This is a genomic window from Streptomyces sp. NPDC103540 (assembly GCF_055584445.1).
In genome coordinates this window covers 34622-59591 of sequence record NZ_JBVJMA010000006.1, presented here as the reverse complement: position 1 = coordinate 59591, position 24970 = coordinate 34622, and the positions used below count along the sequence as shown (strand labels likewise).

Here is a 24970-nt window from a genome sequence, read left to right as displayed (position 1 = left end):
GGATTCAGCGCTTCCGCCTGCCGCGGGTGCGGCCCGTCGGCGCCTTGGGTTCCGGCGGGTCGATGCGGTGCAGTTCGAGGGTGGCCGGGAGGGGGCCGGTGCCGGGGCCGCCGGAGCGGGCCCATTCGATGATCTCGTCGGTCGCGGTGTCGTCGAGGGCCCAGCCGAACCAGACCGCGCGGGCTCCTCGGGAGCGGGCCTCGCTCGTGGGCTGGACGACGATGACGTTGGCCTGGGCGCAGGGCCCGAGGCAGTCGCTCGTACGGACGGCCAGCCGCCCCTCGGACGCCTCGGCGGCCTCGCGCAGGCGGGCGAGTTGGCCGGCGTGGTCGGTGCCGGGGTTCTTGCGGGGGTCGCCGCAGCAGCAGCCCCGGCACACCACCAGGGTGCAGGGGCGCGGGGCGTGGGCGGCGTGCGGGCGTATCCAGGTCACCGCCGCACGTTACCGGCCCCGCGCCGCGGGGTGTTGCCCCCGCGGCGAGACCTCCGCCACAGCCTGGGCGGGGAGTTCGGTCGGGGGGTCGGCGGCGCGGCGTCGGGCGAGGACGGCGCAGACCATCAGCTGCGTCTGGTGGAAGAGCATCAGCGGCAGCACGGCGAGCGCGGCCTGGGGGCCGAACAGCACGCCGGCCATGGGGAGTCCGGCGGCGAGGCTCTTCTTCGACCCGGCGAACTGGATGGCGACGCGGTCCGCGCGGGCGAAGCCGAGGCGGCCCGCCCCGTACCACGTGACGAGGAGCATCAGGGCGAGGAGCACGGCCTCCACCAGCATCAGGGCGCCCAGGCGCGCCGGGCTGACCCGGTGCCAGATGCCGGCGACCATGCCCGCGCTGAAGGCGGCGTAGACGACGAGGAGGATCGAGCCCCGGTCGACGTGGCCGAGGACCTTCTTGCGTCGGACGAGGAAGCCGTTGATCCGGCCGCGCAGGAGCTGCCCGAGGAGGAAGGGCAGCAGGAGCTGGAGGACGATCTTGAGGAGGGCGTCGAGGGAGAAGCCGGCGCCGCCGTCGAGGAGGACGACGGCGAGGAGGGGGGTGAGCAGGAGGCCGACGAGGCTGGAGAAGGATCCGGCGCAGATGGCGGCGGGGACGTTGCCGCGGGCGATCGAGGTGAAGGCGACGGAGGACTGGATGGTCGAGGGGACCAGGCACAGGAAGAGCAGGCCCTCGTAGAGGGGCCGCGTCAGGAGGGTGGGGACGAGGACGCGGGCGGCGAGGCCGAGCAGCGGGAAGAGGACGAAGGTGGAGACGAGCACGGCGAGGTGCAGGCGCCAGTGGCGCAGGCCTTCCAGTGCCTCGCGGGTGGAGAGCCGGGCGCCGTAGAGGAAGAAGAGGAGGGCGACCGCGCCGGTGGAGGCCCCTTCGGCGACGGTGGCGGCCGGGCCCCGGGCGGGGAGGAGGGCCGCGATGCCCACGGTGGCGAGCAGGGCCGCCAGGTACGGGTCGAGGGGCAACCGGGCGGGGAGGCGGGGGCGGCGCATGGGCGGTGCTCGCTTGCTGTCGGGGGAGGTCGGCGGGGCCGTGGGCGGCGGGGCGGACGGCTGCGGACGGTTCCCGTGGCGCTCCCCCGCCATGGTGGCCGGTGGGCGGTCATCGGGAAATGCGCATACCGCACTGACTGTCATCACGTTCGGCGATGGCAGGGCTTAGGCTCGCGGTATGTACGACCCGGTTCAGCTGCGGACCTTCCTCACCGTGGCCCAGACGCTCAGCTTCACGCAGGCCGCCGACCGGCTGGGGGTGCGCCAGTCGACGGTGAGCCAGCACGTGCGGCGGCTGGAGGAGGCGACCGGTCGGCCGCTGTTCGCCCGGGACACGCACAGCGTGGCGCTCACGGAGGACGGTGAGGCGCTCCTGGGCTTCGCCCGGACGATCCTGGAGGCCCACGAGCGGGCCGCGGCCTTCTTCACGGGGACGCGGCTGCGGGGGCGGTTGCGGTTCGGGGCGTCGGAGGACTTCGTACTGACCCGGTTGCCGGAGATCCTGGAGGGGTTCCGGCACGAGCACCCCGAGGTGGACCTGGAACTGTCGGTCGAACTGTCGGGCACCCTGCACGAGCGGTTGGACGCGGGCCGGCTGGACCTGGTGCTGGCCAAGCGGCGCGGGCCCGGGGACGAGCGGGGCCGGCTGGTGTGGCGGGACCGGATGGTGTGGATCGGGGCGGAGGGGCTGCGGGTGGACCCGGAGCGCCCGGTGCCGCTGATCGTCTTCCCGCCGCCGGGGATCACGCGCGCGCGGGCGTTGGAGGTGCTGGAGCGGGAGGGCCGGGCCTGGCGGATCGCCTGTACGAGCGGCAGCCTCAGCGGTCTGATCGCCGCGGCCCGCGCCGGGCTCGGGGTGATGGCCCACACGCGGGGCCTGATCCCGCCGGGGCTGGTCCGGGTGGGCGGGTTGCCGGAGCTGGGTCCGGTGGAGTTCGCGCTGCTCCAGGGGAACCGGCCGACCCCGGCCGCCGAGGCCCTCGCGGCGGCGGTCCTCGCGGGTGGCGACCGCCTCAGCCGGCCGGCGTAGGACGGTCGGCCGAGGTGGTCGCGGTCGGGGCGCGTGGCGGGCCCGGCCGCCGGGAAGATCTTGTGGAGGTTTCCCGGGGGGTGCCGGGGGCCGGGGCCGGTGGGGTAGCGTCGCGGCGCCCGGCACGGAGAGGAGCGGGATGCCGCACGAATTCACCGTCCCACCCCTGGTCACAGCCACGCCGGTCGGCGGTTTGGCCGACTGCGTGTTCGAGTACGCCGGGCAGGATCCGGGCCGGGTGGTGCTCGGGCGCAAGACGGGCGGGGTCTGGCGCGACGTGACCTCGGCGGAGCTGGCCGATCAGGTGATGGCCCTCGCCAAGGGGCTGCTGGCGCAGGGGATCCGGTTCGGGGAGCGGGTCGCCGTCATGTCGCGCACCCGTTACGAGTGGACGCTGTTCGACTTCGCGCTGTGGGCGATCGGCGCGCAGCCGGTGCCCGTGTACCCGTCGTCCTCCGCCGACCAGGTGCACTGGATCCTCCAGGACTCCTCCTGCGCCGGGTGCGTGGTGGAGGACGAGGACCAGGCGATGACCGTCGGTTCGGTCATCGAGCGGCTCCCGGGTCTGCGGCTGCTGTGGCAGCTCGACGCGGGTGCGGTCGAGGGGTTGGTGGAGTCCGGTCGGACGGTGGACGAGGGGGTCGTGCACCGGCACCGGCGGGCGGTGACTCCCGACGCGGTGGCGACCGTCATCTACACCTCGGGGACGACGGGCCGTCCCAAGGGGTGCGTGCTCACCCACGCGAACTTCATGTTCGAGGCCGACACGATGGTGGCGCGGTGGGAGTCGGTGTTCCGGGCGGGGCCCGGTGAGCAGCCCTCGACCCTGCTGTTCCTGCCGCTCGCGCACGTCTTCGGGCGGATGGTCGAGGTCGCGGCGGTGCGGGCCCGGGTCAAGCTCGGGCACCAGCCGGTGCTGGCGGCGGCGGAGTTGATGCCGGACCTGGCCGCCTTCCGCCCGACCTTCGTGCTGGGGGTTCCGCACGTCTTCGAGAAGGTGTTCGCGGCGGCCCGCCGCAAGGCGGAGACGGAGGGCCGCGTCGGCGCCTTCGACCGGGCGGTGGAGGTGGCCGTGCGGTACGCGGAGGCGCGCGAGCAGAAGTCGTTCGGGACGGGGCCGGGCCCCACGGCGGCGTTGCGGATGGAGCACCAGTTGTTCGAACGACTGGTGTACGGGAAGGTGCGCGAGGCCCTGGGCGGGCGCGCGCGGCACGCGATGTCGGGCGGGTCCGCGATGTCGCGCAGGCTGGGGCTGTTCTTCGACGGCGCCGGGATCACCGTGTACGAGGGGTACGGGCTGACGGAGTCCAGCGCGGCCGCGACCGCGAACCCGCCGGGGGCGACGAAGTACGGCACGGTGGGGCTGCCGATCCCGGGCTGCACGGTCCACATCGCCGGGGACGGGGAGGTGTGGTTGCACGGCCCGCACGTGTTCTCCGGGTACCTGGGCGACGCGCGGGGGACGGAGGAGGTGCTGCGCGGCGCGTGGCTGGCGACCGGGGACCTGGGGCGGCTGGACGCGGACGGCTACCTGACCATCACCGGCCGCAAGAAGGAGATCCTGGTGACCTCCAACGGCAAGAGCGTGGCGCCGGCCGCTCTGGAGGAGCGGGTCCGCTCCCACCCGTTGGTGGCGCAGTGCGTGCTGGTGGGCAACGACCGGCCGTTCGTGGCGGCGTTGGTGACCCTGGACATGGAGGGGATAGCGCACTGGCTGTCGATGCGCGGCCTCGCGCAGCGCACCGCCTCGGAGGTGGTGGGCGATCCGGCGCTCACCGCGGAGGTGCGGCGGGCGGTGGTGGCGGCGAACACCCTCGTCTCGCAGGCCGAGGGGATCCGCGCCTTCCGGGTGCTGGCGGAGCAGTTCACGGAGGAACGCGGTCTGTTGACGCCCTCGTTGAAGCTGAAGCGGCGGGCGATCGAGAAGGCCTACGCGCGGGAGATCACCGACCTTTACCCCTCCTGAACGGGCCCGCGGCCCGGGGGCCACCGGCGGCCACCGGGACCCCGCACCGTTTCTGACGATGCGTCACTTCACCCTGCCACGAATATTGACGGTGCGTCAGGTCACGCACAGAATGCGGGGATTCCAACCGGAGGGGATCCCACATGTCACGACCCATCCGCGCCCTGGCCGTGGCCGCAGCCGCGCTCGCGCTCGTCTCCGCCTGCAACTCCCCCTCCCGGGGGACCGATCCCGGCAAGCCCGGGGACTCCACGGCGGCCGCGCGCGGGGTGACCGACACCTCGATCAAGGTGGGCGGCATCGTGTCGATGACCAGTTCGAGCGGCTACAGCAAGAAGGACACCGACCTCGGCGCGCGGGCCCGCTACCTGCGGGCCAACGCCGAGGGCGGGGTCCACGGCCGCAGCATCGACTACATCGGGGCCGAGGACGACGGCCAGGACCCCGGCAAGAACATGGCGGCCGCCCGCAAGCTGGTCCAGCAGGACAAGGTCTTCGCCGTCGCCCCGATGAGCTCGGTCACCTTCTCCGGCGCCGACTTCCTGGAACAGGAGAAGGTCCCCACCTTCGGCTGGGGCACCCTGCCGTCCTTCTGCGGCCCCAAGTACATCTACGGGTTCAACGGCTGCCTCGTCCCCTCCCCCGGCGGCACCATCAACCAGACCTGGCCCGAGGGCATCGCCAAGATCCTCGGCGGAGCGCGGGGCAAGTCCGTGGCGATCGTCGCCAACGACAGCGACGCCGGGAAGTTCGGCGTGCGCACCTTCCGACAGGGCTTCGCCTCGGCCGGTTTCGACGTGGCCTACGCCAAGGCCTCCGTCCCCGCGACGGCCGTCCCGAGCGACTGGTCGGCGTACGTCAAGGAGATCCTCGGCAGCGCCGGGGGCCGGGCCCCCGACGCCGTCGTCTCGGTCATGCAGACGCCCAACAACATCGGCCTGTTCACCGCCCTCAAGCGCGGCGGCTACAAGGGCGTCCTGTCCGACCCCACCGACTACGACCCCGGGCTGCTCGCCAAGGACGCCACCCGCCAGGCCCTCGACGGGGTGCACGTCCTGCTCCAGTTCGAGCCCTTCGAGTCCACGAACCCGAAGATGGACCGGTTCAAGGCGGACATCAAGGCGGCCTCCGGCGGACAGGACGTGCCGCTGAACATGCACATGTTGACCGGCTACATGTCGGCCGACCTCTTCCTGTCGATCGCGCAGAAGGCCGGCCGGGACCTCACCCCCACCCACTTCCAGAACGCCGCGCAGAGCTTCTCCGACACCGACACCCTGGTCGGCGCCCGGACGCTGCCCAAGGGCCAGAAGGACAGCTTCGGCTGCGGGGCGCTCGTCCAGCTGAGGAACGGGGCGTACGAGGTCTCCGTCCCGTTCACCTGCCACGAGCCCATCCCCTTCAAGTAGGAACCCGGCATGGGTGATCTGCTCGTCTTCGTGCTGAGCGGTCTGGTCTCCGGCGCCCTGTACGCGCTGCTGGCCACCGGCCTCGTGCTGTCGTACTCGGCCTCCGGGCTGTTCAACTTCGCGCACGGGGCCACCGCCTACCTGTGCGCGCTCACCTTCCACGAGCTGCACTCCGGGCTCGGCTGGCCCGCCGTCCCGGCCGCGCTGGTGGTGGTGTGCGTCCTGGCCCCGGGGCTCGGTTGGGGGCTCGACCGGCTGATGTTCCGCCGGCTGGCACGGGTCGGGGAGAGCGCCCAGATCGTGGCGACCATCGGCCTGCTGGTGGCGCTGCCGGCGGCCGGGCTGTGGATCGTGGAACTGCTGGACGCGGCCGGCGCCCCGGTGAAGCCGGCGGAGAACCAGTTCGGGCTGCCGGGCGTGGGACCGAGCCCGGCGCGGTCCTGGCAGCTCGCCGAGGGGGTCGGCGTCGACTCCGACCAGCTGATCACCTGGGTGGTCACGGCGGTGGTGGCGGTGGCCCTGTGGGTGCTGCTGCGGCACACCCGCACGGGGCTGCTGCTGCGCGCGGCCGTCGACAACCGCTCGCTGACCGAGCTGCGCGGGATCAGCGCCGACCGGCTGTCGTCGCTGGCGTGGATGATCGCGTCCGGGCTGGCGGGCCTGGCGGGGGTGCTGGCGACGCCGCTGCTGGGGCTGTCCGCGCACGACTTCACCCTGTTCCTGTTCGTGTCCGCGACGGCGGCGGTCATCGGCCGGTTCGCCTCCGTACCGCTCGCCTTCGCGGGCGGGCTGGGGCTCGGCGTGGTCCAGAACCTCGTCGCCGGGTACGCGTCGTTCGCCGAGGGGATCACCGGTTTCCGGACGGCGGTGCCGTTCCTGATCCTCTTCGGCGGGCTGCTGGTCCTGACCCGGCGGGCGCGCGCGGCCGGGGTCTCGGCGGTGGAGACCCCACCGGTCGACCCCCTGGACGGGGCCTCGTGGCGGCGCCGCTGGGGGGTGTGGGCGGTGGCGGCGGGGCTGCTGTGCGTGGCCTTCTACACGGTGACCACCCCGTTCTGGAGCGGGTTGCTCGCCCAGGGCCTGGCCGTCTCCCTGGTGTTCCTGTCCATCACGGTGGTGACCGGGCTCGGGGCGATGGTCTCGCTGGCGCAGGCCACCTTCGTCACCGGGGCCGCGCTGGTGGCGGGGGTGCTGATGAGCCGGGGCTGGCCGTTCTGGGCGGCGCTGGTGGCGGGAACCCTGGTGGCGGCGGCGCTGGGCGCGGTGGTCGCGCTGCCGGCGCTGCGGCTCGGGGGGCGGTCGTTGGCGCTGGCCACGTTGGCGCTGGCGTTCCTCGCGGACCAGGTGCTGTTCCAGATGCGGTGGCTGCGGGGCGGGGACGCGGGCTGGCCGATCCCCCGGCCGGTGTTCGGGCCGGTGGACCTCTCCGACGACCGGGCCCTGGGCGTGGCGCTGGTGGTGCTGGTCGCGGTGGTGGCGGCGGGGCTGAGCGCGCTGCGGAACTCCCCGTCGGGGCGGGCGATGCTGGCGGTGCGGTCGGCGCCGGCCGCCGCGATGGCCTCGGGGGTCTCCGTCCTGCGGACGAAGCTGCTGCTGTTCACGCTGTCGGCGGGGCTCGCGGGCTTCGGGGGCGTGCTGTACGCCTCGTACAACACCCGCATCACCGCCACCGACTTCACCGCGATGACGGGGCTGGTGTGGCTGGCGGTCGTGGTGGCGGCCGGGGTCCGCAGACCGCAGTACGCGGTGGTGGCCGGCCTGGTGTTCGCCGTCGCGCCGCGCCTTATGGCGGACTGGGTGACCGGGTCGGCGCACCTTCCGGTGATCCTCTTCGGCCTGGCGGGGCTCGCCCTGGCGAACGACCCCGACGGCTACTGCGCCGCCCCGGCCCTCCGACGCGCCAAACGCCGCGCCGCAGCCCTCGCCGGGCCGGGAAGCGGGCCCGGGGCGGGGCGGGCGGCCGGGACCGGGGCCGGGGAGCCCGTCGGGGCCGGGGCGGGACGGGGGTCCGGCCCCGCACCCGGGCAGCCGGCAGGGGCGGGGCACGGCACCGGAGGCGGTTCGGGTGGCGGGAAGGCCTCCGCAGGAGACGGCGGGGGCGGGCGGGCGGTGGAGACCGTCCCGGCCGGGGGGTGGCGGGGCGGTGGCGCCCCGGACGTGCCCCGGGCCCGTGAGCGGGACGGCGGCGGGGGTGCGGGAGGGGGCGGCGTACGGGCGGCGTTGGAGTTGTGCGGGGTGAGCGCCGGCTACGACGGGGGCACCGTGCTGCACGGAGTCGACCTGGCCGTGCGTCACGGGGAGATCCTCGCGGTGCTCGGCCCCAACGGGGCGGGGAAGTCCACCGCCTGCCGGGTGGCCGCCGGCCTGTTGCCCGTCACGGGCGGGGCGGTCCGGGTCTCGGGACGGGACGCCACCCGCGACGGGGCCGTACGGCGGTCCCGGGCCGGGGTGCTCCTCGCCCCCGAGGGGCGGGGGATCTTCCCCTCCCTCACCATCGAGGAGAACCTCGCCCTGCGCCTGCCGGAGGCCGACGGGCGGGCCGCCGTCTACGACCGCTTCCCCCGTCTCGGGGAGCGCCGCGCCGTGGTCGCGGGCGCGCTGTCGGGCGGGGAGCAGCAGATGCTGGCGCTGGCCCCGCTGTTGCAGCGCCCGCCCCGGGTGCTGATCGCCGACGAACCCTCGCTCGGGCTCGCGCCGCGCGTCGTGGACGAGGTGTACGCGCTGCTGGTCGAGTTGCGCGACGCCGGCTGCGCGCTGCTGCTGGTGGAGGAGAAGGCCGCCGGGATCCTCGGCGTCGCGGACACCGTGGCCTACCTCGCGCGGGGCCGGGTCGCGTGGTGCGGTCCCCGGGCCGAGGTGGAGGCGGACCGGCTGACCGAGGCCTACCTCGGACTGGCGGCGGGGTCCGGAGCGGGTACGGGCCAGGGCACGGGCACGGACACGGACACGGCGTCGGGGAGCGGGACATGAGCGGCTGGGTGGTGGAGGCGCGGGGGGTCGACGTCCGCTTCGGCGGGGTCAGGGCCCTGAACGGGGTGGACCTCGGGGTCCGGGCCGGCGAGGTGTGCGGGCTGATCGGCCCGAACGGGGCAGGGAAGACCACCCTGTTCGACGTCCTGTCGGGCATCCGGCGCCCCGATCGGGGCCGGCTGCTGCTCGACGGCGTCGACATCACGCGCCGGTCCCCCGTGTGGCGGGCCCGGCACGGGATGCGCCGGACCTTCCAGCGCCGGCAGCTGTTCGGGCAGCTGAGCGTGGCCGACAACGTCCTGGTCGCCCAGGAGTGGCGGGGCGGTGGGGGCGGACTCGCCGCCGACCTGCTGGCCCTGCCGGCGCGGCGGGCGCGGGAGCGGGCCCGCCGGGAGCGGGGCGGGCGGCTGCTGGCGGAGTGCGGGGCGGGGGAACTCGCGGCGGCGTACGCGGGCGGGCTGCCGGTGGGGCAGGCCCGGATGGTGGAGCTGGCGCGGGCGGTGGCCGATCCGCCGGGGGTGTTGCTGCTCGACGAACCCGCCTCGGGCCTGTCGGGACCGGAGCGCGAACTGCTGGCCCGCGTGGTGCGGCGGCTCGCCGACGAGGAGGGTTGCGCGGTGCTGTTGGTCGAGCACGACGTGGGCTTCGTGATGGAGCTCTGCGCGCGGGTCGTCGTCCTGGACCTCGGGACGGTCCTCGCGGAGGGGACGCCGGCCGAGGTGCGGGCGGATCCGCGGGTGCGGGAGGCCTACCTCGGCACGGCGTGAGCCCCACCCGTACGGCACGTCGCCCGGCCGCGCGCGGGGGCGTGCGGGCACCGTCGCGGGTGGCGGGAATACGGTGTACGAGGGGCCGGTTGTCGCCCCTCGTACACCGTGGCCCGCGGCCGGGCCACGACCGCATCGACCCCGAGGGAACGACCCGACGTGATCCAGGTCCCCACCATCGAGCTCAACAACGGCATCACGATGCCCCAACTCGGCTACGGCGTCTGGCAGGTCCCGGACAACGAGGCGGAGCGGGCGGTCGCGACCGCCCTGGAGGCGGGCTACCGCAGCATCGACACGGCGGCGGTGTACGCCAACGAGCGGGGCACCGGCAAGGCGGTGGCCGCCTCCGGCCTGCCGCGCGAGGAACTCTTCGTCACCACCAAGCTGTGGAACGGGCCGAAGCAGCGGTGGGGCCGTGACGAGGTGCTGCGCGCCTTCGACGACTCGCTCGACAAGCTGGGCCTGGACGGGGTCGACCTGTACCTCATCCACTGGCCGCGCCCGATGCGCGACGACTTCCTGCGCATCTGGAAGACCTTCGAGGAGATCGCCGAGAGCGGCCGTGCCCGGGCCGTCGGCGTGTCGAACTTCCGCCCGGCGGACCTGGAGCGGCTGGGCGCCGAGAGCCCGCTGGTCCCGGCCGTGAACCAGATCGAGCTGCACCCGCTCTTCCCGCAGGAGGAGCTGCGCGCCCTGCACGCCTCGCTGGGCATCGTCACCGAGGCCTGGTCCCCCCTGGGTCAGGGCAAGGAGCTGCTCACGCTGCCGGAGGTCACGGCGGTGGCCGCGAAGCACGGCCGCAGCGCGGCGCAGGTGGTGCTGCGCTGGCACCTGCGGCTGGGGAACGTCGTGATCCCGAAGTCGGTGACGCCGTCGCGGATCCGGGAGAACCTGGACGTGTTCGACTTCGAGCTGGACGCCGAGGACCTCGCGGCCCTGGACGCGCTCGGCGCCGACGGTCGGCGGATCGGGCCCGACCCGGCCGTCTTCGACGTGTGAGGTCGGGCAGGTGAACCTTTCGGAGGGGGTCTACCGGATCCGCAACGTGGACAGTGGCCTGGTGCTCCAGTTGGAGGGGGCCTCGCGGGTGCGCGTGGGGCCCGACGGGCCGCCGGCGCCGGTCGCCGCGCGCCGGTGGCGGATCTCGCCGGCGCACAGCGGCGGCGGGATCTTCCACGTGGTGAGCGAGGACAACGACAGGCGGCTCGACGTCGCGAACGCGTCGACGGAGAGCGGGGCGCGCGTACAGGTGTGGCGGGCCAACGCCTTCGGGGCGCAGGAGTGGATCGTCGAGGAGCACCTCGACGATCCGGGGGTCGTCTCGCTGGTGGCGGGCATCAGCGGGCTGTCGTTGGAGGTCGACGCGCAGGGCCGGGTGCGGCAGGGCGAGGACACGGACTCCCCCGCGCAGTGGTGGCGGCTGGAACCGGCCTGAGCCGGCGGCCCCGTCACGCCCGCGTACGGCAGGGGTCCCCGCGCGGCGCGGGGACCCCTGCCGTACGGGCGGGGCGCGGGGGTCGTCCGTACGGGCGTGTCAGCTCGCGCCGTGGGCCGGCGACAGGGCCTCGACGCGTTCGGCGAGGGTGAAGTCGGTGTCGGTGACGCGGTCGCCGGCGCTGTGGGTGTTCACCGACACGCGCACGGTGTCGTAGCCGAGCGTCAGGTCGGAGTGGTGGTCCAACTCGTCCTGGACGACGACGATGTGCGCGACGAGGGCGCCGGCGGCGAGGTGCCCGGCGAGGCGGTAGGTGCGCACGAGGCGGTCGTCCTCGACGGCCCAGCCGGGAAGTTCCCGCAGCCGGTCCTCGATCTCCTTCTGTGACAGCGGTTCGCTCGACATCGCCGGCTCCCTTTTCCCGTTGACGTGGAGTCAAGGTTCCCACAGCGCCGTCGCGGGAACCCTTTCGCGCCATAGTGCGTGCGGGTTCTTCCGAGCCTTCCGAGAGCGGGGCGCCGCCCCTATGCTCCTGCGCCGGACGTGACTGTTACCGCCGGTAATCCATCCGACGCGCAGGGGGCCCTTCGTGACGCGCACAGACAGTTCCAGGCGTACGTTCCTCGCGGGCGCGGCGGTGGGAGGCGCCACGGCGGCCCTCGGGGCTCCCGTCGCCTCGGCCGCGCCCGCCGGCGAGCCGCCCACCGCCCGACCGGCCGCCGCCCGTCCCGCGCCCCTCCCGCCGAACGGCCGCACCGTGGCCGTCCTCGGCGGGGGAGTCGCCGGACTGACCGCCGCGCACGAACTGGCCGAACGCGGCTACGCCGTCACCGTCTACGAACGGCGCGCGCTCGGCGGCAAGGCACGCAGCATGGACGTGCCCGGCAGCGCCCGGGGCGGGCGCCGTCCGCTGCCGGCGGAGCACGGCTTCCGCTTCATCCCCGGCATCTACCACAACCTGCCCGACACGATGCGGCGCATCCCCTTCCCCGGGAACGCGAACGGGGTGTGGGACAACCTCGTCGCCCCGCCCGAGATGATGTTCGCCCGCTCCGGCGGCCGCGAGGACCTGCGCGCGCCGATCCCCTGGCCGGAGCACTCCCCCGCCTCGTTGACCCCCGAGGAGCTGCGGCGGGCCCTGACCGGGATCATGGAGACCCTGGTGCGGCTGCCCGCGCACGAGACGGCGTACTTCGTCAACCGCGCCCTGGTCTTCCTCACCAGCTGCGACGAGCGGCGCGACGGGCAGTGGGAGCGCACCCCGTGGTGGGAGTTCACCCGCGCCGCGCGGATGTCGACCGAGTACCAGCGCATCCTCGCGATCGGCGTGACCCGCAACATCGTGGCGACCAAGGCCGAGGAGGCCTCCACCCGGACGGTGGGCACCCTGGGCGAGGCCTTCGTCTTCAACCTGTTGGGGCGGGGCGCGGACGGCCCGCCCGACCGGATCCTGAACCTCCCCACCAACGAGGCCTGGATCGACCCCTGGGAGGACCTGCTGCGCTCGCTGGGCGTGGAGTTCCGGATCGGCTGGACGGTGCGGGAGGTGCGCTGCGAGGGCGGCAGGGTGAGCGGCGTCGCCGTCACCGACGAGGCGGGGACGGCCCGCACCGTCGTCGCCGACCACTACGTGAGCGCGTTGCCGGTCGAGCACGCCCGCCGCACCTGGGGCGCCGCCCTGCGGGCCGCCGATCCGATGCTGGGGCGCTGCGACGCCCTGCGGACGGACTGGATGACCGGAATCCAGTTCTACCTGACCGCCCGGGCTCCCCTGGTCCACGGGCACCTCAACTGCATCGACTCCCCGTGGTCGTTGACGGCGATCCAGCAGGCGCGGCACTGGCCGGCCCGCGACTTCCCGGCGGACTACGGGGACGGCGCGGTGGTGGACTGCCTGTCGGTGGACGTATCGGAGTGGGACCGGCCCGGGATCCTGTACGGGAAGACGGCCAGGCGGTGCACCCGCGAGGAGGTGGCGCGCGAGGTGTGGGCGCAGTTGAAGGCCGCCCTCAACGACACCGGCCGGACGGTGCTGTCCGACGCGACCCTGCACTCCTGGTTCCTGGACCCGGGGGTGGACGGTCTGGGCACCCCGAACCCCACCAACGAGGACGAGCTCCTCATCCACCCCACCGGCACCCTGCACCACCGGCCCAGCGCCCGGACCCGGATCCCGAACCTCTTCCTCAGCGGGGACTACGTCGCCGTCGACATCGACCTGGCCACCATGGAGGGGGCCAACGCCTCGGCCCGCGCCGCCGTCAACGCCCTGCTGGACCGGGACGGTTCGAAGGCGGCGCGCTGCACGATCACGCCGCTGTACCGGGCGCCGGAGGTGGAACCGGCCAAGCGCCACGACCTGTGGCGCTACCGACTGGGCCTGCCCAACGTCTTCGACCTCGGTTGAGGCGGTGCCGACCGGCCCGCCCTCGACTACCGTCTCGGTCATGACCGGCAAGAAGGCCCCGAGCGGCACGACGATCACGCCCGACAGGGCCGCCCCGCCCACCGTCGGCGCCCTGCTGCGCACCTGGCGCGAGCGGCGCGGCATCAGCCAGCTGGAGCTGGCCGGCCGCGCCGACTCCTCCTCGCGCCACATCAGCTTCATCGAGACCGGCCGCTCCCGACCGAGCGAGGAGATGGTGCTGCGCCTGGCCGACCGGCTCGACGTACCGGTGCGGGAGCGCAACGCGCTGCTGCTCTCGGCCGGTTACGCCCCGCGCTACGCGCGGACGCCGCTGGACGCCCCGACCATGGAGACCCTGCGCGAGGGGATCCAGCGGCTGCTGACGGGCTACGAGCCCTATCCCGCCCTGGTGGTGGACGCGACGTACGACGTCGTCGCCGCGAACCGGGGCATCGCGATGCTCCTGGACGGCCTGCCGGAACACCTGCTGGAACCGCCGCTGAACGCCATGCGGATCACCCTGCACCCGCAGGGCCTGGCGCCGCGGATCCGCAACCTGCGGGAGTGGCGCGGACACCTGCTGGCGCAGATGGAGCGGCAGATCGCGCTGGCCCGCTCCGAACCGCTGCGCGCCCTGTACGAGGAGGTGGCGGCCTATCCGGTCGCGGAGCGCCCCGGTGACGCGGAGCCCGCGGAGCCGGTGGCGAACATCGCCCTGCCGCTGGTCATCGAGCACGAGGGGCACGTGCTGTCCTTCGTGTCCTCGATCGCCACGTTCAACACGCCGATGGACGTGACGGTCGCCGAGTTGGCCATCGAGACGATGCTCCCGGCCGACCCGGCGACGGTGAAGTACCTGCGCTCACTCGGTGACTGAGCGCAGGGCGAGCTGCTGGAGCAGGGCGAACCCGGCGACGGTGAGGGCCTGCGCCGGGATCCACACGGCTCCGGCCGTCGTCGCGTCGAACCAGACGAAGAGGGAGACCAGGCTGAGGGCCGCCCAGACGTAGTTGGTCTCGATCACGAGCCTGACGGCCGGCGCCGGCGGGCGGCGGCGCGAGGCGAGGAAGCCGACGCCGGCCCCGTAGGCGACGAGGACGACACCGAGCGTCGCGAGGAGGCCGGGGTCGACGCCGAGCAGCCGGCCGAGCGGGGCGGGCAGGACGGCGTAGGCGAGGCCGTTGGCGGTGGTGACCACGGAGTCGAGCGCGAGGAAGCGGCGCAGCGCCGTGCGGGGGGCGGTGGTGCGGGCGAGGGTGCCGAACAGGGTCGCGGACATCGTGGATCAGCCTCCGTCGAGGTCGGGGTGGCGGTGGGAGGCGGGCCCGGGGGCGAGTGCGCGCCCCCGGATCCGCTTGCACCACTGTGCGGCCGGGCACCGGCGCGGGTCGATTACCTCCGGGGTCATGCCCGGCGCGGGCTCCGGGCGGTGCCCGCCCCGCGCGCGTCCGGCCGTCCGCGGCCACGTCCGGGGGTGCCAACCTTTCTTGAGGTCGCGCCGTGGGAAATGTTGGGGATGCGCTGGTGAGGGTCGGGACCCCGGGCTACGCTGCACGGAGCCCGAAGCACTCGAACGCCCTGTCGACGTACGGAGAACCAGCGGATGCCGGACGCCGCCCGAAGCGACCTCGCCGCGTGCTGGGACCGCGTGGCGGAGCTGGCCCGGCGGCGCGGGCAGGACCCCCGGGAGGTCCTCGCGGTGGAGCGGCTCAGCCGGCTCTCCGGGGTGGAACCGGAGCTGGTCCACCGGGTGGTGGCGGGCACCTCGGTGGAGGCCCCGCTGGACCGGCGGGTGCACCGGCGGTTCCTGTTACTGCGCGCGACCCGTCGCGACAAGCACGGCCGGGAGTGGCCGCTCGCCGCCATCGCGGAGGAGTTCCGGGCGCCCGGGGCCTCCCTCGGCCCGCTGAACGCCGGCACCGGACTGCCGCGGCTGCGGCACGCGGCCGGAGTCCAGCACTTCTTCGGGGTCTACGCGGGTTTCCTGCTCGCGGACAGCAAGAGCGCGGTCGAACGGGCGCTGGCCACCGCCCCGCAGGGCCCCGAGGACACCGGCCCCCCGGACGACCTCGACCGGCTCTCCCACCTCAGCGGCCTCACCCCGCAGGCCATCCGGCTCACCCTCGACGGGCACCCGCCGCGCCTCCCCCTCAACGAACAGGTGCACCAGCGGTTCGAGCACCTGCGCAGGACCCGGCCCCGGCCCGACGGCCGGCCCCACTCCCTGACGGCCATCGCCGCCTCCTTCGACGCCTCCGGGCAGTCCCTGACCCGGCTCGCCCGGGGTGACGGCCTGCCCAACCTGGCGGCCGCCGCCGGGATCCAGCGGTTCTACGGCGTCGAGGGCGGCTTCCTGCTCGCAGACGACACCGAGGCGCTGGGCGGCGTACTGCACCGCATCGAGCGGGAGTTGCTCACGCCCGAACCGGCGGACGGCAACCCGATGCTGGCGGTGCTGCGCGCCCACGACGTACGGAGCATCGTGACCCGGGCCGGCCGGCTGTCCCCGGCGGGCTGGAAGTCACTGGCCGACTACCTGGACGAACTGCTCGCCCGGGAGGGGCAGCTGCGGCCTGCGTCGCCGTCGCCCGCCCTTCCCGCCGCCACGGACCGAAGCTGTGAAGGGGAAGCGCGATGAGGACCACCCGGGCCATGCGCAGGCTCGGCGCCGACCTGATGGCGCACACGCGCGTCGAACCGCCGGGCGGCGCCGCCGAGGTCATCGCGGGGCTCTGCGCCGCCTTCGCGCGCCACCGGGCGGGGCGGCCCCTGGACTTCCGTTTCGCGCCGTTCCCGCCGGACACCGCCAGCGGCCTGTGGCTCAAGCTGGACGACCGCGACCTCGTCGTCATCGAGGCCCGTACGCGGCCCGAGCACCAGCTCGTCATCGCCTGCCACGAGCTGTGGCACGTCGCCGAGGACACCTGTGACGGCCACGGTCCCGGGATGGCGGTGGCCGCCCGACTGACCGGCCCGGACGGGAACCTCGCCGAACTGCTGCGGTCAAAGGAGGGCTTGGACGGGGTCGTGCGACGGGCCGCCGCCCGCGCCGACCTGGGGGACCCCGCGGAGATCCGGGCCGAGACCTTCGGCCTGCACCTCGGCAAGATCCTCAAGTCCCTCCTCCCGCCACCCCGGCAGGAGAGCCTCCCCGAGGAGGTCGAGCGGATCAGGAGCGCGCTCGGCTGGAACCCCCGGACCGTGCCCGCGGGACCCGGTCGGATCAAGGCACCCCGGGCCCGGCACTGATCCGCGGGGCCCCGCGGCCCGGGACGCCGACGGACCGGGGACGGCCCGCGCGTCGCGCCCCCGGCGGCCCCGCCACCCCACCGCCCCCTTCGCAGCCGGCTCCGCGCGGCCCGACAGAGAGCACCACACGATGACCCAGTCCACCCCGCCCCGCCACGCCGTCGTCATCGGCGCCGGCATGGCCGGCCTGCTCGCCGCGGCCGTCCTCTCCGAGCACGCGACGGTCACGATCATCGACGCCGACACGCTGCCCGAGGCCCCGACGCCCCGACGCGGGCTGCCGCAGGCCCGCCACGTCCACGTCATGTGGTCGGGCGGGGCGCGGGCCATCGAGGCGCTCCTGCCGGGCGTCGGCGAGGAGTGGACCGCCGCCGGCGCGATCCGCCGCAGCCTGCCCACCGACCTGGTGACGATGACCGCGCAGGGGTGGCTCCCGCGCAGCGGCGAGCGGCAGTTCAGCATCTCGTGCAGCCGCGACCTCCTCGACTCGGTGGTCCGTCGCCGCGTGGTCTCCCTGCCCGGGGTCACCACCCTCCAGCGCAGCCGGGTGCGGGCCCTGGAGGGGACGGCCGCGCGGATCACCGGTGTGCGCGTCGACACCCCCGAGGAGCGGAACCGGCCGATCGCGGCGGACCTCGTCGTCGACGCGAGCGGCCGCGGCTCCCGGGCCCTGTCCTGGCTGGAGGGGCTGGGCGTGACCGGCGTACGGCAGGCCGGGGTGGACTCCGGCCTGGTCTACGCGACCCGGTTGTTCGAGGCGCCCGAAGGGGCCCACGCCCTGGGCTTCCCCATCGTCAACGTCCAGTCCGACCCCCGCGTGCCCGTACCCGGGCGGACCGCGACGATCGTCCCGATCGAGGACGGCCTGTGGCAGGCCACCCTGTCCGGCACCCGGGGCGGCCAACCCACCAACGACCCCGAGGCCTTCGTCCCGTTCGCCAGGAGCACCCGCCACCCCATCGTCGGCGAACTCCTCGAAGGTCGGAAGCCGCTCGGCGACGTCGCCGTCACCCAGGGCACCGCGAACCGGCGGATCCTCTTCGAGAAGGCCGACCTGCCGGACGGGTTCTTCGCCGTCGGGGACTCCGTCGCGACCTTCAACCCCCTCTACGGGCAGGGCATGACCGTCGCCGCCCGGGGCCTCCTCGCGGTCCGCGCCCTGCTGCGCGCCGAGGGGCTCGCGCGGCCCGGATTCGGCAACGCGGCGCAGCGCGCCCTCGCCCCGCAGGTGGCCACCGCGTGGGAGCTCGCCACCTCGCAGGACATCAAGTACCCGGGCGCCGAGGGCATGCGGCCCCGACCCGGGGCCGGGCTCCTCGACGCCTACGTCAACCGGCTGATGACCGGGGCCACCACCCAGGAGCCGCTGACCGCGGCCTTCCTGGAGGTCATCACCATGTCCAGCCCGCCCACGCACTGGTTCCGCCCCGAGCTGATGTGGCGGGTGGTGCGCGCCTCCGGGCGGGGCGCCCTGAAGGCACCCCCGCTCACGGCCGCCGAACGGACGGTGGCCGGCCTCGACCCCGCCGACCGCGCCCGGTGAGCCAGGGACTCCCGCTGTACCTGGCGGGGGCCGTGATGGTCCTCGCCCTGCTGGTGAAGGCCCCGGACCTGCGGCGCGGCCGCGACCAACCGATCATGCGGGCCGTCTGCGCGCTGCTGGGCGTCGGCTGCCTGCTCGCCTTCCTCGCGGCCCCGCCCTCGCTGGCCGCCGTCAACCGGGTCACCGGGATCGTCAACGGCGCGGCCCCCCTGGTGTACGGCTTGCTGACGGCCTTCTCGGGGGCCTCCGTCGTACTGATCCTGCACTGGTCCGGCGGTCCGCCGGAGGCCCTGCGGCGGGCGACGCGGTGGACGGTCGTGGTGTTCGGCACCGTGTGCGTGGCGATCTTCGTGCTGTTCGCGCTGGGGGACGCGCCCGTGGAGCGGCTGCGGGACCTGGACACGTACTACGCCGACACTCCCTGGCTGCGCGAGATGATCGTCTGCTACCTCCTCGCGCACACCGCGGGCAGTGCCGCGCTGACCCTGCTGTCCCTGAAGTGGCTGCTGCGGCTGGACGCCGGGCTGCGGCCGCTGCGCTGGGGGCTCGGGCTGCTGATGCTCGGCGGGGTGCTGGACCTCGGCTACGCCGCGGCGAAGTGGGCGGCGGTGGGGGCCCGTTGGGCGGGTCGCGACTGGGACGCGCTGTCCACGGACCTGGCTCCGCCGCTGGCCTCGGCGGCGGCGCTGCTGATGGCCGCCGGGTTCGTCGTGCCGATGATCGGCGGATCGGCCGCCTGGCGGGACTTCGCGCAGTACCGGCGGCTGCGCCCGCTGTGGAAGGCGCTGCGGGACTTCGCCTCCCTCAGCGTGACGACGGTGCCGCTGACGTGGTGGTCCCCGGTGGGGATCCGGCTGATCCACCGCGAGTCGGTGATCGACGACGGGGTGCTGGCCCTGGTCGGCTGGTTCGACCCCGCCGTACGGTCGGCGGCCTACGAGGCCGCGCGCCGCCAGGGTCACCCGGAGGCGGCCGCCCGGGTGGTCGCGGACGCCGCGATGCTGGCCGCCGCCTGCCGGCTGCGGGCGGCCGGCGAGCGGGCGGGCGGACACGGCCCCCCGCCGGGTCCGCGGGCGGGGGCGGAGGCCCCGTACGGGTTGGGCGGGCAGCCCCTGGCGGCGCTCGCCCGGGAGTTCCGCCGCTCCCCCATCGTGGCGGCGGCCCGGCGGGGCGGGAGCGCGTGCCGGGCGTCGCGGGGCGGGCGGGAGTTCGACGACGGGCCCTAGGCCGCCTCTTTCGGATCTTGCCGGTCAAGCCCGCGTCGTTCGGTGCCATGGGGTCTCCCCAGGCCCGCAGGGCCGAGGGGAAGCATCGCAAGGCGGAGAGGCTCCCGACTACTGGACGTACTCGGGTGCCTCGACAACGCGGCGAGGCGCGGTGCCGAGCGGCAGGGGGCACCTCCCAGCCCCCTGGGGCTGGGGGAGGGTCAGGCAAGATCCGGAAGAGACGGCCTAGCGGGCCGCCGCGCGCGGCGCCGGCTCCCGGGCGAGCCAGGCCCCGTAGGCGCGCACCCGGCGGCGGTGGCGGAGGCTGTCGGTGGTGAACACCCAGCGCGGGAAGGCGGTGGGGCGGGGCTCGCGGCCGTGGGCCAGGCGGGCCAGCTGGAAGCGCATCAGGGCCAGCACCCCGGCGCCGGCCAGGTCCTTGTCCTTCCACGCCAGTCGGGGCACGGTGACCCGTACGTCCTCGCCGGCCCGCCAGCGCTCGGGCAGGTCGGGGCGCAGGGCCAGGGCGGAGGCCATGCCGACGACCGCGAAGCCGCGCTCCAGGACCCGTTCGGCGGTGGCGCGGCGGGCTATGCCGCCGGTCAGCATGAGCGGGACGGTGGCGGAGGCGGGCAGGCTCTCGGCGAGGGAGAGGAAGTACGCCTCCCGTTCCAGGGTCCGCCGGTCGGTGGTGCGGCCGAGGGAGGCGGGGCTCTCCACGGTGCCGCCGGAGAGCTCGACCAGGTCGACGCCGAGGTCGCCGAGGACCTTGATGACCTGCTGCGCGTCCTCGATGTCGAAGCCGCCCCGCTGGAAGTCGGCGGCGTTGAGTTTGACGCCGAGGGCGAAGCCCGGGGAGACGGCCTCGCGGACGGCGGTGACGATCTCGGTGAGCAGCCGGACGCGGTTCTCCGGGGTGCCGCCCCAGCGGTCGGTGCGCCGGTTGACGAGCGGGGAGAGGAACTGGCTCAGCAGGTAGCCGTGGGCCGCGTGGATCTGGACCCCGTGGAAGCCGGCCTCCTCGGCGCGGCGGGCGGTGACGGCGAAGCGGGCGACGGTCTGTTCGATGTCGTCCTCGGTCATGGCGGTGGGGCGGGCGAACCGCTTGGTGTGTCTGCCCAGGCTGATGGCGATGTCGGACGGGGCCCAGGCGGTGCCGGGCATGTCAGAGCCGACCTGACGGCCCGGGTGGTTGATCTGCATCCACACCCGGCCGCCGCCGCTCGCCGCGGCCCGTGCCCAGCGGCGGAAGGGCTCCAGAGGGGAGTCGGCGTCCAGGACGATGGTGCCCGGCGCCGTCAGGGCCCGCCGGTCGACCATCACGTTCCCGGTGACGATGAGGCCGCAGCCGCCGCGGGCCCAGCGCGCGTAGAGCCGCTCGACGCGGGCGTCGGGCAGCTGGCCGGGCTGGGCGGCGAGGCTCTCTTCCATGGCCGCCTTGGCGAGGCGGTTCGGGAGGGTGCTACCACCGGGTAGGTCGAGTGGCGTGAACAGGTCCATCACAAATCCCCCCAAAAGCGTGCGGCATGGGCGCTGCGGCAGCCCGGGGCACAAGATACCCGCCATCCGCGACGGTCCGTCAGGCACCTGCGCGATCCAACGGACGGGCCCCGGCGCCCGTTTGCGCGGGGTTCGCACAGCGGTGCACGGGGTCCGCAATCCGGAGACCGGACGGCACCCCGGGCCCCGGCGCGGGGCCCGGACAGCCCGAACGCCCCGGACCGAAGGGTCCGGGGCGTTCGACGTGCAAGGCGTACGGGCGTACGGGCGTACGGCGTACGGCGTACGGGGCGATGTGCGCGGGCTCAGAGCTCCGCGAGGTCCAGACCGGCCTGCTCGGCGGCCGCCCGGACGGTCTGCTCCAGCAGCACCGCGATGGTCATGGGACCGACGCCGCCGGGCACCGGGGTGATGAGCGAGGCGCGGGCGGCAGCGGACTCGAAGTGCACGTCGCCGACGTTGCCCTCGTTGTAACCGGCGTCGAGCACGACGGCGCCCGGCTTGATGTCCTCGCCCCGGATGAACTCCGCCTTGCCGACGGCGGCGACCAGCACGTCGGCCTGGCGCACGATCGAGGACAGGTCCCGCGTGCGGGAGTGACAGTAGGTGACCGTGGCGTTGCGCTCCAGCAGGAGCATGCCGGCCGGCTTGCCGAGGATGGCGCTGCGGCCGACCACGACGGCGTGCTTGCCGGTGAGGTCCACGTCGTAGGCCTCCAGCAGGCGCATGATGCCGCCGGGGGTGCAGGAGACGAAGCCCGGCAGCCCGAAGCCCATGGCGGCGAAGGAGTGCATGGTCACGCCGTCGACGTCCTTGCCCGGGGCGATGGCCTCGAAGGCGGCGCGCTCGTCGATGTGGTGCGGGACGGGGTGCTGGAGCAGGATGCCGCTGATCTCCGGGTCCTCGGAGAGGGCGGTGATCGTGGCGACGAGCTCCTCGGTGGTGGTCGAGGCGGGCAGCTCCACGTGGCGGGAGGTGATCCCGGCCTTGGCGCAACGGTTCTGCTTCATGCGCACGTACGTGACGGAGGCGGGGTCCTCGCCGACCAGGACGGTGGCGAGACAGGGCGCGGCGCCGGTGCGCTCGGTGATCTTCGCGGCGACGGCGGCGGTCCGCTCCGAGATGCGGCGGGCGAGGGCGGTGCCGTCCATGAGCCGTGCGCCGGAGGTCGGGGCGGCGGCGGTGGCCGTGGTGGCGGGCTGGGCAGTCTGGGCAGTCGTCACGGGGTCTCCTGAACGTCGCTGCGGATCGCGGTTCGCCCAGGCGCGCGGCAGTCGGCGTACGTCAGGCACGCCGGGCCGCTCCCCGGTGGTGATCCACCCGAACGCCAGTCACGGCCCGCCGCCCACTGTAGTCGACTTATCCGGTGGATGACCGGCGCCCGACCTGGGACGATCGATACATGACGCGTACTTTCGACCATCTTGTCGCCGAGGCCGAATCCGTCTCCGTCGACGGCTGGGACTTCTCCTGGCTCGACGGCAGGGCCACCGAACAGAGGCCCTCCTGGGGCTACCAGCGGCTGCTGGGCGAGCGTCTGGCCGGCGTCCGCTCGGCCCTGGACATCCAGACCGGCGGAGGCGAGGTGCTCGCGGGAGCGGGCCCCCTGCCGCCGCTGATGGCGGCCACCGAGTCCTGGCCGCCCAACATCGAGAAGGCGACCCGCCTGCTGCACCCGCTGGGCGCGGTGGTGGTCGCCGACGCGGACGAGCCGCCGCTGCCCTTCGGCGACGGGGCCTTCGAGCTCGTCGCCAGCCGGCACCCGGTGACCATCTGGTGGGACGAGATCGCCCGGGTGCTGACCCCGGGCGGCACCTACCTGTCGCAGCAGGTGGGTCCGGCGAGCGTCTTCGAACTGGTGGAGTACTTCCTGGGGCCGCAGCCCGAGGAGGTCCGCCGCGGCCGGCACCCCGACGACGCCGTCGCCGATGCCACGAAGGCGGGACTGGAGGTGGTCGAGTTGCGCTCCGAGCGGTTGCGGACCGAGTTCCACGACATCGGAGCCGTGATCTACTTTCTACGGAAGGTGATCTGGATGGTGCCCGGCTTCACGGTCGGGCAGTACCGGGACCGGCTGCGCGAGCTCCACGAACGGATCGAGCGCGAAGGCCCGTTCGTCGCGCACACCGCCCGTTTCCTGATCGAGGCCCGCAAGGCCGAGTGACGGGGACCACGGCGGAACGTGCGGCTCCGGAGCCGACGGATCCACGCCGGATCCGGTTGCGCGGCCACAGCGTGGCGCAGGTCACTCAATTCAGCGCGTAACGAATCGACTCGGGCGTGCGATGAACCGACAGGTGTCCTCGCGCGGCCCGGAATACAGACCCCCCTCGGGTCTGTTTCCCGAGTTCGCGCGATGATGTCCCGCCCACTTCCTATCTGTTCGCAACGAGAGGCTCCTTGTGTCGCTCAGCCCGTCCCGTACGTTCCCTCCGGAGATCGCCGAATCGGAGGCCCTCGTCGCGCTCGTCGAGCGCGGCCGCGAGCAGGGTCACATCAACGGTGACGACGTGCGCCAGGCCTTCGAGGCCGGCCGCATCCCGGTGGACCAGTGGAAGCGGGTCCTGCGCAGCCTGAACCAGGTCCTGGACGAGGAGGGTGTCGCCCTCCACGTCAGCGCCGCTCCCGCCACCAAGGCTCCTGCCAAGAAGCCCCGCAAGGCAGCCGCCGCCCCCGCCCGCACCGTGACCAAGAAGGCGGCCGCCGCGCCGCGCCCCATCGGCGCGCGCAAGGCCTCCGCGGCGAGCACGGCCCCCGCGGCCGCCGCCGCGGCGATATCCGCCACGTCGACCACCGCCGGGGACGAGACGACGGTCGAGGCCGCCGCCGAGCCCAAGAAGCGCGTGGTCAAGAAGACCGCCGCCAAGAAGGCCACGGCCACCAAGAAGACCGCCGCCACGAAGAAGGCCGGTGCCAAGGACGCCGACGACGCCGAGAACCCGGCCGTCGAGGGCGAGGAATGGGCCGTCGAGGACCTCGCCGAGGAGGCCGAGGAGGAGGCGCCCAAGGCCGGTGGCCAGGGCTTCGTCCTGTCCGACGACGACGAGGACGACGCTCCGGCGCAGACGGTCATGGTCGCCGGCGCCACCGCCGACCCCGTCAAGGACTACCTGAAGCTGATCGGCAAGGTGCCGCTCCTCAACGCCGAGCAGGAGGTGGAGCTCGCCAAGCGCATCGAGGCGGGTCTCTTCTCCGAGTACAAGCTCGAAGAGGAGGAGGACCACAAGCCCGCGTTCAAGCGCGAGCTGGAGATCCTCGTCGAGGACGGCCGCCGCGCCAAGAACCACCTGCTGGAGGCCAACCTCCGCCTCGTGGTCTCGCTGGCCAAGCGCTACACCGGCCGCGGCATGCTCTTCCTGGACCTGATCCAGGAGGGCAACGTCGGTCTGATCCGCGCCGTGGAGAAGTTCGACTACACCAAGGGCTTCAAGTTCTCCACGTACGCGACCTGGTGGATCCGGCAGGCGATCACGCGCGCCATGGCCGACCAGTCCCGCACCATCCGCATCCCCGTCCACATGGTCGAGATCATCAACAAGCTGGCCCGTGTCCAGCGCCAGATGCTCCAGGACCTCGGCCGGGAGCCCACTCCGGAGGAGCTGGGCAAGGAGCTCGACATGACCCCGGAGAAGGTCATCGAGGTCCAGAAGTACGGGCGCGAGCCGATCTCCCTGCACACCCCCCTGGGTGAGGAGGGCGACAGCGAGTTCGGTGACCTCATCGAGGACTCCGAGGCCGTCGTCCCGGCGGACGCGGTGTCCTTCACCTTCCTCCAGGAGCAGCTCCAGTCGATCCTGGGGACGCTCTCCGAGCGCGAGGCGGGCGTGGTCTCCATGCGCTACGGCCTCAACGACGGCCAGCCGAAGACGCTGGACGAGATCGGTCGCGTGTACGGGGTCACCCGTGAGCGCATCCGCCAGATCGAGTCCAAGACCATGTCGAAGCTGCGCCACCCGTCGCGTTCGCAGGTGCTGCGCGACTACCTCGACTGATCGTCCCCTCGTCA

Annotated in this window: 21 protein-coding genes and 1 riboswitch; of the genes, 15 read left to right on the top strand and 6 right to left on the bottom strand. The window is 74.1% G+C overall.

Annotated features, from left to right (window positions below; all coding sequences use genetic code 11):
• Nucleotides 1-4 precede the first annotated feature (4 nt).
• Together ACZ6ZI_RS16105 and ACZ6ZI_RS16100 are read right to left on the bottom strand one after the other, a co-directional pair.
• A complete protein-coding gene (locus ACZ6ZI_RS16105) occupies nucleotides 5-433 on the bottom strand; it encodes a (2Fe-2S) ferredoxin domain-containing protein (protein ID WP_469520735.1) in 429 nt (142 codons plus the stop codon).
• A gap of 9 nt (nucleotides 434-442) precedes the next feature.
• Nucleotides 443-1480: a bile acid:sodium symporter family protein gene (locus ACZ6ZI_RS16100; RefSeq protein ID WP_469520732.1), complete on the bottom strand. Its 1038-nt coding sequence runs from the start codon at nucleotides 1478-1480 to the stop codon at nucleotides 443-445.
• A gap of 178 nt (nucleotides 1481-1658) precedes the next feature.
• On the opposite strand from ACZ6ZI_RS16100, the gene ACZ6ZI_RS16095 reads away from it, so the two are divergent.
• From ACZ6ZI_RS16095 to ACZ6ZI_RS16065, 7 genes are all read left to right on the top strand, one after another.
• On the top strand, nucleotides 1659-2510 hold the full coding sequence (locus ACZ6ZI_RS16095; RefSeq protein ID WP_363054799.1) for a LysR substrate-binding domain-containing protein: 852 nt from the start codon (nucleotides 1659-1661) through the stop codon (nucleotides 2508-2510).
• Between the two features lie 139 nt (nucleotides 2511-2649).
• Nucleotides 2650-4476, top strand: a complete 1827-nt coding sequence (locus ACZ6ZI_RS16090; protein WP_469520729.1) for an AMP-dependent synthetase/ligase — start codon at nucleotides 2650-2652, stop codon at nucleotides 4474-4476.
• Nucleotides 4477-4619: 143 nt separating this feature from the next.
• The gene (locus ACZ6ZI_RS16085) at nucleotides 4620-5885 is read left to right on the top strand and encodes an ABC transporter substrate-binding protein (protein WP_469520726.1); all 1266 of its coding nucleotides are present in this window, start codon (nucleotides 4620-4622) and stop codon (nucleotides 5883-5885) included.
• 9 nt (nucleotides 5886-5894) lie between these two features.
• Entirely contained in the window at nucleotides 5895-8855 is a 2961-nt protein-coding gene (locus ACZ6ZI_RS16080) for an ABC transporter permease subunit (protein ID WP_469520723.1), read from the top strand.
• Entirely contained in the window at nucleotides 8852-9622 is a 771-nt protein-coding gene (locus ACZ6ZI_RS16075) for an ABC transporter ATP-binding protein (RefSeq protein WP_469520721.1), read from the top strand. The genes ACZ6ZI_RS16080 and ACZ6ZI_RS16075 overlap by 4 nt, the downstream gene beginning before the upstream one ends.
• Nucleotides 9623-9781: 159 nt before the next feature.
• Complete coding sequence (locus ACZ6ZI_RS16070; protein ID WP_469520718.1) at nucleotides 9782-10624, top strand: aldo/keto reductase; 843 nt, start codon at nucleotides 9782-9784, stop codon at nucleotides 10622-10624.
• Nucleotides 10625-10634: 10 nt separating this feature from the next.
• The gene (locus ACZ6ZI_RS16065; protein WP_469520715.1) at nucleotides 10635-11060 is read left to right on the top strand and encodes an RICIN domain-containing protein; all 426 of its coding nucleotides are present in this window, start codon (nucleotides 10635-10637) and stop codon (nucleotides 11058-11060) included.
• Nucleotides 11061-11159: 99 nt separating this feature from the next.
• Here the strand turns inward: ACZ6ZI_RS16065 and ACZ6ZI_RS16060 are convergent, their stop codons facing one another.
• Nucleotides 11160-11465 carry a 4a-hydroxytetrahydrobiopterin dehydratase gene (locus tag ACZ6ZI_RS16060; protein WP_469520713.1) on the bottom strand — a complete coding sequence of 102 codons (306 nt, stop codon included), beginning with the start codon at nucleotides 11463-11465 and terminating at the stop codon, nucleotides 11160-11162.
• A gap of 184 nt (nucleotides 11466-11649) precedes the next feature.
• Between ACZ6ZI_RS16060 and ACZ6ZI_RS16055 the strand changes: the two genes are divergently transcribed.
• Complete coding sequence (locus ACZ6ZI_RS16055) at nucleotides 11650-13467, top strand: hydroxysqualene dehydroxylase (protein ID WP_469520710.1); 1818 nt, start codon at nucleotides 11650-11652, stop codon at nucleotides 13465-13467.
• Nucleotides 13468-13507: 40 nt separating this feature from the next.
• The gene (locus tag ACZ6ZI_RS16050; RefSeq protein ID WP_469520708.1) at nucleotides 13508-14344 is read left to right on the top strand and encodes a helix-turn-helix domain-containing protein; all 837 of its coding nucleotides are present in this window, start codon (nucleotides 13508-13510) and stop codon (nucleotides 14342-14344) included.
• Here ACZ6ZI_RS16050 and ACZ6ZI_RS16045 read toward each other — a convergent pair.
• Complete coding sequence (locus tag ACZ6ZI_RS16045; RefSeq protein ID WP_469520706.1) at nucleotides 14330-14746, bottom strand: hypothetical protein; 417 nt, start codon at nucleotides 14744-14746, stop codon at nucleotides 14330-14332. The genes ACZ6ZI_RS16050 and ACZ6ZI_RS16045 overlap by 15 nt on opposite strands.
• 324 nt (nucleotides 14747-15070) lie before the next feature.
• On the opposite strand from ACZ6ZI_RS16045, the gene ACZ6ZI_RS16040 reads away from it, so the two are divergent.
• The 4 genes from ACZ6ZI_RS16040 (at nucleotide 15071) to ACZ6ZI_RS16025 (ending at nucleotide 19485) form a co-directional block, all read left to right on the top strand.
• Nucleotides 15071-16105, top strand: a complete 1035-nt coding sequence (locus ACZ6ZI_RS16040) for a hypothetical protein (protein WP_469520704.1) — start codon at nucleotides 15071-15073, stop codon at nucleotides 16103-16105.
• Complete coding sequence (locus tag ACZ6ZI_RS16035; RefSeq protein ID WP_469520701.1) at nucleotides 16102-16716, top strand: toxin-antitoxin system, toxin component; 615 nt, start codon at nucleotides 16102-16104, stop codon at nucleotides 16714-16716. The genes ACZ6ZI_RS16040 and ACZ6ZI_RS16035 overlap by 4 nt, the downstream gene beginning before the upstream one ends.
• Nucleotides 16717-16846: 130 nt before the next feature.
• The gene (locus tag ACZ6ZI_RS16030) at nucleotides 16847-18259 is read left to right on the top strand and encodes an NAD(P)/FAD-dependent oxidoreductase (RefSeq protein ID WP_469520699.1); all 1413 of its coding nucleotides are present in this window, start codon (nucleotides 16847-16849) and stop codon (nucleotides 18257-18259) included.
• Nucleotides 18256-19485 carry an MAB_1171c family putative transporter gene (locus ACZ6ZI_RS16025; protein WP_469520696.1) on the top strand — a complete coding sequence of 410 codons (1230 nt, stop codon included), beginning with the start codon at nucleotides 18256-18258 and terminating at the stop codon, nucleotides 19483-19485. The genes ACZ6ZI_RS16030 and ACZ6ZI_RS16025 overlap by 4 nt, the downstream gene beginning before the upstream one ends.
• Nucleotides 19486-19710: 225 nt before the next feature.
• Here ACZ6ZI_RS16025 and ACZ6ZI_RS16020 read toward each other — a convergent pair whose 3' ends face one another.
• Together ACZ6ZI_RS16020 and ACZ6ZI_RS16015 are read right to left on the bottom strand one after the other, a co-directional pair.
• Entirely contained in the window at nucleotides 19711-20964 is a 1254-nt protein-coding gene (locus tag ACZ6ZI_RS16020) for an NADH:flavin oxidoreductase/NADH oxidase family protein (RefSeq protein WP_469520692.1), read from the bottom strand.
• Between the two features lie 305 nt (nucleotides 20965-21269).
• Nucleotides 21270-22115: a bifunctional 5,10-methylenetetrahydrofolate dehydrogenase/5,10-methenyltetrahydrofolate cyclohydrolase gene (locus ACZ6ZI_RS16015; protein WP_469521615.1), complete on the bottom strand. Its 846-nt coding sequence runs from the start codon at nucleotides 22113-22115 to the stop codon at nucleotides 21270-21272.
• 99 nt (nucleotides 22116-22214) lie between these two features.
• Nucleotides 22215-22309: riboswitch (ZMP/ZTP riboswitch) on the bottom strand.
• A gap of 57 nt (nucleotides 22310-22366) precedes the next feature.
• Here ACZ6ZI_RS16015 and ACZ6ZI_RS16010 point away from each other — a divergent pair.
• The gene (locus ACZ6ZI_RS16010; protein WP_469520689.1) at nucleotides 22367-23128 is read left to right on the top strand and encodes a methyltransferase domain-containing protein; all 762 of its coding nucleotides are present in this window, start codon (nucleotides 22367-22369) and stop codon (nucleotides 23126-23128) included.
• Nucleotides 23129-23366: 238 nt separating this feature from the next.
• Complete coding sequence (locus ACZ6ZI_RS16005; RefSeq protein ID WP_469520687.1) at nucleotides 23367-24956, top strand: RNA polymerase sigma factor; 1590 nt, start codon at nucleotides 23367-23369, stop codon at nucleotides 24954-24956.
• Nucleotides 24957-24970: the final 14 nt, after the last annotated feature.